This is a genomic window from Pseudoroseicyclus sp. H15 (genome assembly GCF_054353345.1).
Genome location: NZ_JBTHJE010000005.1, coordinates 79,148 through 91,763 on the forward strand (window position 1 = coordinate 79,148; position 12,616 = coordinate 91,763).

The 12,616-nt window shown below is 66.8% G+C and carries 13 protein-coding genes; 10 read left to right on the forward strand and 3 right to left on the reverse strand.

What is annotated here, in order from left to right; genetic code table 11:
* Window positions 1-5 precede the first annotated feature (5 nt).
* Window positions 6-701 (forward strand): urea ABC transporter ATP-binding subunit UrtE, encoded by a 696-nt coding sequence (gene urtE / locus ACXN5S_RS11075; RefSeq protein WP_458606043.1) that lies wholly within the window; start codon window positions 6-8, stop codon window positions 699-701.
* A 199-nt stretch (window positions 702-900) separates the two neighbouring features.
* On the opposite strand, the gene ACXN5S_RS11080 is transcribed toward urtE, so the two are convergent.
* Entirely contained in the window at window positions 901-2,382 is a 1,482-nt protein-coding gene (locus tag ACXN5S_RS11080) for an NAD-dependent succinate-semialdehyde dehydrogenase (RefSeq protein WP_458605494.1), read from the reverse strand.
* Between the two features lie 197 nt (window positions 2,383-2,579).
* Here ACXN5S_RS11080 and ACXN5S_RS11085 point away from each other — a divergent pair, with 197 nt between their 5' ends.
* Window positions 2,580-3,056, forward strand: a complete 477-nt coding sequence (locus ACXN5S_RS11085; protein ID WP_458605495.1) for a hemerythrin domain-containing protein — start codon at window positions 2,580-2,582, stop codon at window positions 3,054-3,056.
* A gap of 226 nt (window positions 3,057-3,282) precedes the next feature.
* Here ACXN5S_RS11085 and ACXN5S_RS11090 read toward each other — a convergent pair whose 3' ends face one another.
* The gene (locus ACXN5S_RS11090; protein ID WP_458605496.1) at window positions 3,283-4,257 is read right to left on the reverse strand and encodes a P1 family peptidase; all 975 of its coding nucleotides are present in this window, start codon (window positions 4,255-4,257) and stop codon (window positions 3,283-3,285) included.
* A 154-nt stretch (window positions 4,258-4,411) separates the two neighbouring features.
* On the opposite strand from ACXN5S_RS11090, the gene ACXN5S_RS11095 reads away from it, so the two are divergent.
* Window positions 4,412-5,242: a L,D-transpeptidase gene (locus tag ACXN5S_RS11095; protein WP_458605497.1), complete on the forward strand. Its 831-nt coding sequence runs from the start codon at window positions 4,412-4,414 to the stop codon at window positions 5,240-5,242.
* A gap of 4 nt (window positions 5,243-5,246) precedes the next feature.
* Here ACXN5S_RS11095 and ACXN5S_RS11100 read toward each other — a convergent pair whose 3' ends face one another.
* Window positions 5,247-5,591, reverse strand: coding sequence for a cupin domain-containing protein (locus tag ACXN5S_RS11100; RefSeq protein ID WP_458605498.1), 345 nt, complete (start codon window positions 5,589-5,591; stop codon window positions 5,247-5,249).
* A 111-nt stretch (window positions 5,592-5,702) separates the two neighbouring features.
* On the opposite strand from ACXN5S_RS11100, the gene ACXN5S_RS11105 reads away from it, so the two are divergent.
* From ACXN5S_RS11105 to ACXN5S_RS11135, 7 genes are read left to right on the forward strand one after another with little or no spacing between them, the layout of a single operon-like run.
* Window positions 5,703-6,782, forward strand: coding sequence for a hypothetical protein (locus ACXN5S_RS11105; protein ID WP_458605499.1), 1,080 nt, complete (start codon window positions 5,703-5,705; stop codon window positions 6,780-6,782).
* Window positions 6,779-7,090, forward strand: a complete 312-nt coding sequence (locus ACXN5S_RS11110) for a hypothetical protein (protein ID WP_458605500.1) — start codon at window positions 6,779-6,781, stop codon at window positions 7,088-7,090. Before ACXN5S_RS11105 ends, ACXN5S_RS11110 begins: the two co-directional genes overlap by 4 nt.
* Window positions 7,087-8,199: a hypothetical protein gene (locus tag ACXN5S_RS11115; protein ID WP_458605501.1), complete on the forward strand. Its 1,113-nt coding sequence runs from the start codon at window positions 7,087-7,089 to the stop codon at window positions 8,197-8,199. Before ACXN5S_RS11110 ends, ACXN5S_RS11115 begins: the two co-directional genes overlap by 4 nt.
* 9 nt (window positions 8,200-8,208) lie before the next feature.
* Window positions 8,209-10,140: an AAA family ATPase gene (locus ACXN5S_RS11120; RefSeq protein WP_458605502.1), complete on the forward strand. Its 1,932-nt coding sequence runs from the start codon at window positions 8,209-8,211 to the stop codon at window positions 10,138-10,140.
* Window positions 10,137-10,469, forward strand: coding sequence for a hypothetical protein (locus ACXN5S_RS11125; protein WP_458605503.1), 333 nt, complete (start codon window positions 10,137-10,139; stop codon window positions 10,467-10,469). The genes ACXN5S_RS11120 and ACXN5S_RS11125 overlap by 4 nt, the downstream gene beginning before the upstream one ends.
* On the forward strand, window positions 10,466-11,233 hold the full coding sequence (locus tag ACXN5S_RS11130; RefSeq protein WP_458605504.1) for a hypothetical protein: 768 nt from the start codon (window positions 10,466-10,468) through the stop codon (window positions 11,231-11,233). The genes ACXN5S_RS11125 and ACXN5S_RS11130 overlap by 4 nt, the downstream gene beginning before the upstream one ends.
* On the forward strand, window positions 11,234-12,616 hold the full coding sequence (locus tag ACXN5S_RS11135) for a DUF6638 family protein (protein WP_458605505.1): 1,383 nt from the start codon (window positions 11,234-11,236) through the stop codon (window positions 12,614-12,616).

Genomic DNA, 12,616 nt, shown 5'->3' on the forward strand with positions numbered 1-12,616 from the left:
TGGCGATGCTCGAGGTCAAAGGCCTGACGCTGAAATACGGCCAGAGCCAGATCCTCTACGATGTTGATTTGAGCGCCGAGGCCGGCAAGGTGACGGCGGTGATGGGCACCAATGGGGTGGGCAAGACCTCGCTGCTCAAGGCGATCTCAGGGCGCCACCCCTACGATCGGGGTAAGATTACGTTGGACGGGCAGCCGCTGGTGCATGCCAGTGCCACGGCTTGCGCGCAGGCCGGCATCGCGCTGGTGCCGCAGGGCCGGCAGATCTTCCCGCTGCTGAGCGTGACGGAGAATATGGAGACAGCCTTTGCCTGCCTGCCGCGCGGCGAGCGGGGCATCCCGGCGCGGATCTACGAGCTGTTTCCGGTGCTGAAGGAGATGGCGAACCGCCGCGGCGGCGATCTCTCCGGCGGGCAGCAGCAGCAGCTCGCGATTGCGAGGGCGCTGATCACGCGGCCAAAGGTGCTGCTGCTCGACGAGCCGACCGAGGGCATCCAGCCCAACATCATCAAGCAGATCGGCCATGTCATCAGCCAGCTGCGCGACGAGGGTGAGATGGCCGTGGTGCTGGTGGAGCAATTCTTCGACTTCGCCTACGAGCTGGCGGACAGCTTCGTCGCCATCCGCCGCGGCGCGGTGGAGATGAGCGAGCCCCGCAGCGAGGTGGACCGCGAGCGGCTGCTGGCCTGCGTGACGATCTGAGGGACGGGAGCGGCGCTCGCCTGCGGCAATCGCCCCGCCCGCCGTCCCATGGGGGCATCTCGCCGCCGCTTTGCACTAAGCCCGATCCGCGCCGACGGCGCCGAGGCGAGGGGCGCGCCGGGGCAGTCGCTCGCCCGGCGCGGCGATGTGGCGCAAGGCTTCTTGAGGGAGGCGGTACGGCCTCCCCCATTCGGCACCCTTACGAGACGTCCATGCAGATGTACTTCATCTCCAGGTAATCCTCGATCCCGTGGCGGCTGCCCTCGCGGCCGAGGCCGGATTGCTTCACGCCCCCAAACGGCGCGACCTCTGTCGAGATGATCCCCGTGTTCACACCCACGATCCCGTATTCCAGCGCCTCGGCGACCTTGGTCACGCGGCTGAGGTCCTTGGCGTAGAAGTAGCTCGCGAGGCCGAAGATCGTGTCGTTGGCCATCTGGATGACATGCTCCTCATCGGCGAAGCGGAAGAGCGGCGCGAAGGGGCCGAAGGTCTCTTCCTTGGCGACGGCCATCTCCTGCGTCGCGTTTTTCACGATGGTCGGCTCGTAGAACTGGCCGCCGAGGTCGCTGGGCTTGCCGCCGGTCAGCAGCTCGCCGCCCTTGTCCTGCGCGTCCTTCAGATGCGCCTCGACCTTCTCGATGGCCTTGGGCTCGATGAGGGGGCCAAGCTCGGTACCCTCCTCCAGCCCGTCGCCGACCTTCAGGGCCTTCACGGCCGCCGTCAGCTTTTCGGCGAAGGCATCGTAGACGCCCTCCTGCACATAGATGCGGTTGGCGCAGACGCAGGTCTGCCCGTTATTGCGGAACTTGCAGGCGATGGCGCCTTTGACCGCCTCGTCGAGATCGGCGTCGTCGAAGACGATGAAGGGCGCGTTGCCACCGAGCTCCATCGAACATTTCATCACTTGGTCGGCGGCCTGTTTGAGGAGCGTGCGGCCCACCTCCGTGGACCCCGTGAAGGTGAGCTTGCGCACCTTGGGGTTCTCGCAGAATTCCTTGCCGGCCTCCGACGAGCTGGTCGTCGGCACGACGGAGAACACGCCCGCCGGCACGCCGGCCTCTTCCGCAAGCACGGCCATGGCGAGGGCGGAGAGCGGGGTCAGCGAGGCGGGGCGCGAGACGAAGGAGCAGCCGGCGGCCAGGGCCGGGGCGACCTTGCGGGCGATCATGGCGGTGGGGAAGTTCCAGGGCGTGATGCCGGCGGCCACGCCGATGGGCTGTTTGATAACCTGGATGCGCAGGTTGGGCTGATGGGCCGGGATGGTCTCGCCGTACACGCGCTTGGCCTCCTCGGCGAACCATTCAACGAAGCCGGCGCCATAGGCGATCTCGGTGCGGCTTTCCGTTAGCGGCTTGCCCTGCTCGGCGGTCATCAGGATGGCCAGATCCTCCTGGTTCTCCATCATCAGCTCGTACCAGCGGTGCAGGATCTTCGCCCGCTCCTTGCCGGTCTTGGCGGCCCATGCGGGCTGGGCGGCATGGGCGGCGTCGATGGCCTGGGCAATCTCTTCGCGCGAGAGGTCGGCGACTTCGGCGATGACATCGCCGCGGGCCGGGTTGGTGACGTCGAAGCGCTTGCCGGATTTGGCGGCGCGCCATTCGCCGTCGACGAAGGCGTCCTGCAGCAGCAGCGACTTGTTCTTGAGAAGCGTTGAGAGATCGGTGGCGGAATCGAGCATGGGAGCCTCCTGAGGTTCGCGCCAATTGACGCGCTTGTGGCGGCGAGGTCCAGCCAGACCCGCCGCGCCTTTGCGGTGACAAGATTGCGGGGCGGGGCCTTGTTCCAGCCTGCCGCCGATTGCCGTGGCGGCGGGCTGGAACCGCGCGGCGCCGGCCGGGGTTACAGCAGCGAGTGACAGACGGAAGGAGAGCTCCGATGCCGGATATCTATGAGGCCATCAAGGCAGACCATGACGACCACCGCGCCCTGCTCGACACCATCGCCGATACGAGCGGCGACAGCGAAGAGCGCAAGAAGGCGTGGAAGAGCTTCTACACCGACGTGAAGAGCCACGCGGCGGCAGAGGAGGAAACCTTCTATTCCAAGCTGATCTCGAAGACCTGGGGGCAGGATGCGGCGCGCCATTCGGTGAGCGAGCACAAGGAGCTCGACGATCTGATGGAAGAGCTGAACGAGATGGACATGTCTTCTCCCGGCTGGCTGCAGAAGTTCAAGTCGCTGGATCACGACTACCGGCACCATATCGACGAGGAGGAAGAGGATGTCTTTGCCCGCGCCCGCGAAGAGATCTCCGCCGACGAGATCGAGGGCTATGGTGAGCGGTTCCTGGCGCGGAAGAAGGAAGAGCGCGGCCTGATCGACGAGAAGCGGGAGGATTCGCTGGAGGATTGAGCGACGGCTCTGCTCCTCCTCCCTGCCCGATGCGCACCAAAGGCGCCGGGCGGGCGCCGGCCCGTCCCGCGGGCTGGCGCTACGGTTGGGGCGGCGCAGAGCCATCCGCTGTGTGGGACTTGGCTAGCATAACGTGCGATAGCGGAACCGGAGGAGCGCCACCCCAAGGGCCGACGCTCGCCCTGCGCCGGCAAATGTTGTGCAGGGTGGGGAACTTGAACCCGCTCTAGCCGAACCGCTCCTGAAAGCTCGGCTGCAAGCCGCCCGGCTCGGCCTCATAGACCGCGCGTGCAATGGCGCGGGCGAGGCAGGTGGCGGCGCCGTGGCAGAGCTGCATGAGACCCACCGCGTCGACCTCGTGCTCGCCGGCGGAGACGGCGAAGACCAGATCGCCGTCGAAGGGCGTGTGCGAGGGCACGATGGCGCGGGCCATGCCGTCATGCGCGGCCATGGCGAGGCGCTGGCAGCCGGCTTTGTCGAGCTTGGCATCCGTCGCGACGATGGCAATCGTGGTGTTCTCTCCGGGCGTCACCTTGGTCGGGACCGGCCCTTCCGGGTAGTTCTGCGCCACGCCGCGCCCGCCGAACTCCTCGCCCAGCTCCCAGGGCGCGGCCCAGAACTGGCCGGAGCCGGGTACGAGCGTGCTGCCCACAGGGTTCACCGCCACGAGCGCGCCGACCGTCCGTCTGCCGGGCAGCACAGCAGAGGCGCTGCCCAGCCCGCCGCGCAGATCGGCCGTGGTGGCGCCGAAGCCCGCGCCGGTGGAGCCGAGGGCGAAATCCTCGCCCGCCGCGTCATAGGCGGCGGAGCCGAGGGCGGGGTAGGGGTTCTCGGCCCAGTCTTTCCGGCCGCCGTTCATCAGGTCGAAGAGGATCGCCCCCGGCACGATCGGCACCGTCACGCCGCCGAAGGCCATGCCGCGCCCCGCGGCCCGCAGCCTTGCCGCCACGCCATCCACCGCCGCCAGCCCGAAGGCGCTGCCGCCCGAGAGCACCAGCGCGTCCACCCCGCCAGCCAGCTTGTCGGGCGCCAGCAGATCGGTGTCGCGCGTGCCGGGCGCGCCGCCAATCACCGAATAGGAGGCGGTGAGCGGCGCATCCGCGGTCAGCACCGTGGTGCCCGAGGCGAGGCGCGCGTTATGGGCGTTGCCGACGCGCAGGCCGGGGACATCGGTGATGAGGTTACGGGGGCCGGGTTGCATGGGGCGAGGCTAGATCAGCCGGGCAGGGCTGTCACCGGCCATCCCGGGCGCTCACGCGCGACGCGCTGGCGCAGGCCGCCCCTGCCGTTCGTATTTGCGCTGAACGCCTTATCTGCTTAACGTCGCAGGAAATTCGTGATTTCAAGGCTGCCACATGTTTCAACTCACCCCCGCCCGGTCGGGCCGGTCCCTGCTCGGGCCGTGCCTTGCCGTTTTGGCGCTGCTCTCGGCCTGCGCGCCGGCCCCCCTCTCCAACCCCACCGGCGAGATGGAGGTGATCAATGGCGTCCCCTCCAACCAGATCGTCACTGATTACGGCCTGCTGAACGACGGCGAATACACGCTGCCGCCCGTGCCGCCGCAATACCTGGAAGGCGTGAACCGCCGCGCCTTCGTCAGTTATCCCGGCAGTCAGCCGGCAGGGACGATCGAGATCGATCCCTATGCCAAGTTCCTCTACTGGGTGATGCCCGATGGCATGGCCATGCGGTATCCCATCGCCGTGGGCCGCGAGGGGCGCACTCTTTCCGGCACCGTCACCGTGAACCGCAAGGCCGAATGGCCGGGCTGGACGCCGACGGCCAACATGCTGCGGCGCGAGCCCGAGATCTACGAACCCTTCCGCGGCGGCGTGCCCGGCGGGTTGTCGAGCCCTCTCGGCGCGCGTGCGCTCTACCTCTACCGGGGCGGGCGCGACACCTACTATCGCATCCATGGCACCAACGATCTGACGAGCATCGGCAATTCCGGCTCCGCCGGCTGCATCCGCATGTTCAACCACGATGTGATCGACCTGTTCGAGCGGGTGCCCAACGGCACGCGCGTGGTGATCCGCAGCTATCAGCAATCGGTCGCCATCGAGGGCGCACCGCTGGCGAACCGCGGTGTCGAGCTGCCGCCGCTCTACATCCCGCCGGAAGAGCTGCTGCACACCAACGATCAGGGCCCTGCTTCTGCCGGCTATTCGGTGGAAAGCGAAGGCTGACGCGTCAAAGCCGGACCACGTATTCCTTCAGCGTGGTCCGGACGACCTCCCACGTTCCGGTAAAGCCGGGGCGCAGGATCAAGCTGTCGCCGGGGCCCATCTGCAATGGCTCGCCGCCCTCTTCGGTGACGATGGACAGCCCTTCCAGCACGCGGAAATATTCCCACTCGTCATAGACGATGCGCCACTTGCCTGGCGTGCATTGCCAGAGGCCGGCATAAAGATCGCCCGCCTCCTCCAGGCTCCATGTCGTGACGACGGGATCGCCCGCGATCAGCCGGTCTGGCGCAGGCCGCTCTGTCACGGGCGCGGCGCCCTCGCGCGCAAGTCTGAGAAAACGCTCGCTCAATTCCCCCTCCTCCAGAGGCCGAAACGGCCTGATTCCGCATACACCGAGATTGCAAGCTGGGGTATCATCGCCCAGATGATACTGAACCGAATTCAATTTTGAGGTGTCCCCATGGCCGATTTCGACGCCCAGATCCGCCAAAGCCAATCCCAGGTTGCCGAATCCCAAGCCAAGATCGCCGAGCTGACCGGCCGGATCGAAAGTGCCCGCCAGAAGATGGCCGAGGGCACCGACGCCTCGATCGACATCGAGAACGCCTCGCTGGAAGACGTGCACGCCCATACCGAGGTGATGAACGCCAATATCGCCGAGCTCATCATGGGGCTCGATGACGTCACCGCCGCCTTCTCGAAGGATTTCGACGAGATGCGCAACAAGACGGGCTGGGAAAGCTTCGTCGGCGTCTTCTCGCGTCACAAGGCGGAATCGCTGCGGCAGGAGCGGATGCGCACCGCCAGCATCGACGACAAGCTGCAGGATCTCATCGCCAAGTCCGATGTCATCGTGAAGCTGCTCGAAGGCCAGCTTTCCATGCTCAACGAGCAGAAGGCGCGGGTGGAGAAGAACCTCACCGGCACGCTGGAAGAGCGCGAGCAGACGGTCGCGACGCTGGAGGCTGTGCGCGCCGAGGTGGCGGGGATGGACCCGGACATCATCGCGCTGGAGAACAAGATCGCCGTCGAGCAGGACGCCGCCGCCCGCACGCGGCTGGAGAGTGAGCTGGCCGAGCTCAACAAGCGCCACAACGAGCTGGTGCAGCAGGAGCAGGTGCAGCTCGCCAAGAGCCAGACGCTGGAGCGCTACATCGAGAAGGGCAAGACCTGGGTCGATTCGCTGCAGAACCAGGCGGCGACGCAGATGGTGCTGATCAACAAGCTGCAGACGGACACCAAGCAGCGCGTCGTGCTCTACGATGCGCTCTCCTCCTCGCTGAAGACGGCGCAGCAGCAGGACGTCGCGCACCGCATCAACGAGATCGGCGTGAAGACGGACCAGGAGGCGCAGACGGCCATGGCCGCCATTGGCGCCGCCACCAACAACAAGATGGCCGACATGCTGGAAAAGCACGAGGACCACATGGTCTTCGCCCGCGAGGTGCTGGAGCAGAAAGCCAAGGCCGACGAGCGCTTCATCCGCCGCTTCAACAAGATCGTCGAGAAGCACGACAAGAACCTCTACGGGGCCGAATGATCCGCCTGCGCTGCTGGCTTTGTGTCGTGGCCGGCGTGGCGCTGGCCCTCCTTGCCCACCAGATCGAGCCCACGACCTGGGCGATGTCCGGCGATGTCACCGTGCTGGGCCGGGCGCTCTCCTTCGCCGCCCTCGCGCTGGTGCTCGCCGGGGGCATCCCGCTCTTCCAGCGGGGCGTCTGGCGCCTGATGGACGGCGCCCGAAGCGCGGCGATGATGGAGCGCTGGCAGCGCCGCTGTGACGGCCGCGCCGGGCCGGTGCTCACCCGGCTCTACGGGATCGACCGCAACGGGCAGATCGCCCCATGACCGAAACGCCGCTCGACCATTTCCAGCTGGAAGACACCCGCGTCACCCGGCGCTACTTCGGCAAGTTCGCCGGCATCACCGGCCATCTCGCCCGCGTCGCCGCGCAGATGGAGGCCGAGGGCCGCCTCTCCCGCCGCGAGGTGGAGGCGCTGGCCCGCTACCTCGTCGGGCTCACCCTCACCTTCAAGGCGCTGGGGCTGAAGTACCGCTTCGCCGGGCGCCTGCCCACGGCGGGCAAGCTCACCATCGACCGGGTGGAAAGCGGCTTCCCCGTGCTTGCTGAGCTTCTGGTGCTCGCGAACGACGCCGTGCAGGCACAAAGCCACCTCGCGCAAACACCTACCGCCGCCGCGCTGAAGGACGAGATGGTCCGCTTCATCCTTGCCGAGCAGGAGGTGCCGACGCGGCTGCAATACACGCTGTCGCAGCGGCTCTATTACGAGGAGCTGGCGAAGGGCGACCTCTTCCTCGCCCGCAACGATCCCGAGGCGATCTGGCTGAAGGGCGACGAGCGGCGCACCTACCTGATCCGCTGGGCGGTCTATGACGGGGCGGTCAACCTGCCGGTCATCTACCTGATGGAGGTGGAGGATTCCGGCCGGGTCGGCCTGCCGAAAGACGAATGGCGCTGGCCCGAGGTGCAGGCGCATCTGATGGCGCAGGCCGTGGGCGGGCTGAAGCTGCTGACCATCGCCAAGGGGTTTGACGCCGATTTCGCCGATCTGCACCCCAAGCGCCTCCGCCGTTTCCACATCGGCCCGATGTATTCGCATCAGTTCACCGCCCAGTCCGGCCCCATCCGCGAGGTGCTGGAGCGCGCCCACGCCCCCGAGGGCGAGGATTGGGCCCTGGCCTGGACGGAGGAGGAGCTGACCTCCGAACGGGTCGAGGTCGAGAAGGCCGGCTGGTTCGGCAAGGTCGAGCGCGAGGTCTTCGCCCTCGATCCGTTCTCCGGCGGCGGCCCCGAGAGCGGCGCCACGCGGCAGGAGCGGTCCGTCATCCTGCCCGAGCGCCCCTACCAGAGCCTCGCCGAGCTGAATCCGCCGGGGTTTTCGGGTGTCCGCAAATTCGTCGTCGGCTCCGGCGGGCGCGTGTTGAGCTACCGGTAAGGGGGGGCGATGAGCCAGCAAGGTGACCTGATGGAGCTGCGCGAGGAAGACATCCGCGCGCATTACCCCGCCGCCCTCGCGCTGCTGGAAGGGTTCGACCATGCGCCCCGCATCGCGAAGGGCGAGCCCCCGGCGGCGCCCGAGCGCTCGCCGGGCATCGGCCAGCGCCGCGCCTTCCGCTCCACCACCCCCGGCCTCGTCACCCGCCGCACCACGCCCGCGCGCGGCGTGGCCCTGCTCGAGCGCATCGAGGCGGCGGGCGAGGATGACGGCCTGCTCTCCCCCCTCAAGGCGACCGTGCAATCGGCCCTCCGCCGCGCGCTCGCGATCGCCATGGCGCTGGGCGAGGCCTATGCCGAGGCCACGCCGCTGGCCGAGCTGAAGCGCGCCAACCTCGAAGGCCGGCTGCCCGAGGCGCGCCGCGCGGAATTCTCCGAGCTGCTGGCCGCCGAGGCGCTCCTTACCCTGCACGCCTTTGCCAATGCCGCCGCCTTCCTGCTGGCCGACCATGGGGGCACCGAGGTGGAGATCGCCGAGGTCGAGGAGATCCTCACCGACAACGCCCCCCTCGCGCTCCACGGCGCGCTCTGGGAGCTTGAGCGCGCCATCGCCGCCCATGCGACCGACGAGCCCCGTCTCGCCGCCACCGTCATCGCCTTCGCCGAGGCGCTGATGGCCAAGGCCGCCACGCGCGCCGCCAGTGCCGGGCGGCTGGAAAGCTTCGCAGCCCGCGCCTTCCGGGTGGAGGCTGACGGGCTGACCCTGCGCGGCTTCCAGCCCGCCAGCCGCGGCAGCTCCACCACGCTGACGATGACCTTCAAGCAGCCGCACGAGGTTGTCGGCAACCACATCGCCAAGCGCCAGGCGCAGCGGCTCGCCAAGATGCTGATGGCCTATGATTTCGAGCGGCGGCTCAACCCCTTCGCCGAACTCGGCGGCTTCATCTTCACCTTCATGGGCGACGGCGCGCCCGGCACCGGCAAGACGACGCTGATCCAGATGATGGCCGGCCTCATCCACGGTTATTGCCAGGTGGCCGGCTACCCCTTCCGCTACCAGAACCTCTCGACCGACAATATCGACAGCTACCAGGGCAAGTCGGGCCAGAATGCCCGCGCCTTCATCGACAATATCCTCGACCCAACCGTCATCGGCTTCGGCACCATCGACGATATCGACATGCTGGCCGGCAAGCGCGGCGACCGCCAAAGCTCTGCCGGGCAGCTGGAGATCACCTCCGTCCTGATGGATGCCTTCGCCGGCGCCAACACGGTGGTGCGCGGCAATTGCACCTTCGGCATGTTCTCCAACTACCCCGAGAACGTCGATGACGCCCTGCGCCAGCGCGCCGGCGGGCGCTTCCTCGTCGACGGGCCGCAGAGCCGCGCCGATTACATCGACATCCTCGCGCTGCTGATGGGCAAGAACCACGATATCCCGGTGGGCGAGCATGACCTCTACGCCGCGCAGGCCATCCAGCAGGCGGTCGAGCGCAGCTATGCCAGCCATGCGCGCCCCCATGAGGAAGCGCTGGCGGAGGTGTTCGATCGCGTGACGGAGGCCCACGGCCAGCTCGACACCATCGCCAAGCTCGGCACCTATCTCAAGGGCATCCAGGAGGCCGACGACCGCTTCACCGGCCGCGCCATCAAGAACATCACGGATGCGATCAAGGTCCGCGCCATGGATTTCGAACTGCCGGACGAGTGGATGGAAGAGCCCGACCTCTTCCTGCGCCAGCCCTACGACACCAAGCGCGCCATGATCGAAGAGCTCCGCCGCCCGATCACGACCGACATGGTGATCCAGGAGATCAACCGCTACGCCGACAGCGAATTCCGCTATTCGGGCAAGTCGGATGAAGAGGCCATCGCCCGCATGGTCCGCGACATGGGCCTGACCGACGAGGCGCGGCGGCGGTACATGGAGGGGCAGGGGTGATCACCGGCGTCCTCCTCCCCGCGGCGGTGATCGTGGTGCTGGCGATCCTGCTGCCCCGTGCGCTGGGGCGGTGGTTGCCGGAGACCTTCGCGGGGCTGGTGCTGAACGGCGTGATCTCGGCAGCGCTGCTGACGGGGCTGGCGGCGCTGGTCTTCGCAGTGACCTATGCCTGGTCGGGGACGCAGGTGGGCGCGATGCTCGGCTTCGCCCCGGGCGTCACGCTCGGCCACTTCCTGCGGCTGGGCCTGAGCGCCGGCCTGCTCTGGGCGCCGGTGCTGGTGCTGTCCGTCGCGAGCGTGCCGGGGCGGTGGAAGGAGGGGGTGTGGTGAACAAGGCCATTGAGCACATCTACGAAATAGACCTTCATGCTCGACATCTCGAGAGGCTGTCTGTCGATGAAAAAGCCTTTCTGGCTGTGATTAGCTACGGAGTGTCAGAGCTCAACGCGTTGTCTCGGATTCACATTTTTTCTTATCCCCCGGAAGGCCTCCCAAAAGCGGTGGAGTGGCAGGCAACAATTCAGAGGCATACGATACTGCGGTGCTGGGCAGCAAAGATCTTCGAGCTATTTCAGTTCTTAGAAAGTTCCTACAAGGAACGTTTGGACTCTCAGGCACTGGTAGATTTGCTAGAAGAACGCCGAGTGGTGATTGATGAGCTGAAAGCTGACCAAGGATTTGCTTTGAACCGCCTTATTAGAGATCAGGCCACAAATCACTACAGCCTGTCACAAGCTCGAAAGACTATCCGCTCGGCGGATACGGATTATGACGCACGCGTCCTACTTCACGACATGGATGGAAATTGCTGCTTCCCTATGGGTGAGGAAATCGTCTTCGCTGGCCGATTGAGTTCTTACGGGAAGGGCCATCCAGAACTCAAGGACCCCGGGCAAATTATCACCGCGTGGCTCGAATGGGCATTGAAGGTTAGCAAGGCGGCTAGATCGATTCACGCGCGCTTTTTCGAGAATATCATGTCTTCCAAGACAGATAGAATCGTCGCTCGTCAATCGGCACATTATATAGATATCAATCTGACAATGCGGGCGTCGGAAATGACCATTCCTATATATCTGAGGCGGGAGGAATAAATGCACCGCCTGATCGCCCGCGGCCTCATGTTCGGCAATCTCGTCCGGGTCGACTCCCCCGTCTGGGTGGAGCGTTACAACCGTGCCCTCAAGGCGCTGACCGGCCGCACCACCGAGCAGACCGAGTTCCATATCGACATCTCGGGCTTCTCCCCCGAGATCGGCGATGAGTTCGGCGACCCCGCCTATCTCAACCAGGCCGGCGTCAACCGGCAGTTCATCCTGCTCACCACCCGCCAGCGCTCCGCCCCGCTGCTGAACGCCAAGTTCTCCACCTCGCGCGCCATCCTGCGGCAGTTCATCGATGCCAACGAGCGTGAGCTCTTCGCCCTCACCGCCCGAGATGCGGTGGCCGGCGAGCTGATCAACTCCGTCTACCGGGCCGACACGGCGGCGAAGCTCTTCGATATCCGCCAGATCATCATCGAGGCCGACACCACCGCGGGCACCGTCGCGACGGCGGACAAGCTCGGCACCCTCATCGACCGCTTCAAGCGCGAGGAGGACGCCTGGTACGACGACGTGCTGATCGGCGAGATGATCGGCCTCGCCAAGCAGACGGGCGACCTCACCCGCAACCCGGTGCGCCTGCAGAAGATGACCTTCGCGCAAGAGGATTTCTGGACGGCGCTGTTCGGCGGGCTCTACCTCTTCCGCTCCGTGCCGCACCCCGCCGTGCTCTCAGCCGGCGACCCCGCCGCGCTCGGCCCCCTGCCGCTGCCGGTGATCCCGCTGGCCGACCGCAACGGGGTGGCGCGCTTCTTGAAGGACAACGGCCTCGCCGAACCCATCGTCGAGGCGCGGGGCGTGGATGCGGCGGCGATCCTGCATCAGAAGATGGATTTCATCACCGCCGAGCTTGCCGCCGTCATGGGCGAGAGCCTGGAGGCCGCGACCCGCCGCGACCTGCGCGCCATGGGCCGGCGCCATGCCCAGCACCTGCCGCCCGAATGGCAGGGCCTCGCCGCGCTCACCCGCTGGGCGGAGTCGGGCGGGCCGTGGCCGCGCATCGACAGCGAGCATCCGGCCTATTTCTACACGCTCCGCGCCGCGCCGGGGCCCCTGGCCGAGCTGGTGAACATGTTGCTGGCCGAGCTGACGCCGCTCGACATCCGCCAGCTTTTCATCTGCCACAAGGAGGCGTTCTACCGCGCCTATGCCAGCTGGCCCGAGGCGAAGAAGACCTATGTCGCCGAGTTCCTGGCAGGCGAATACATGGTCGACAAGGCCGGCACGCGGGCGGCCCTCTTCGGGCACGAAGCCCCGATGGCCGAGCCGGCGCCGGCCCAGGGCCCATGGAGCGCGGGGCGCCCCGCCAAAACGGCGCGGGGCTTCGATGTGGTCGACGCGGTCGGCCCCTGGGGCGCGGTGAGGAGGCGATAG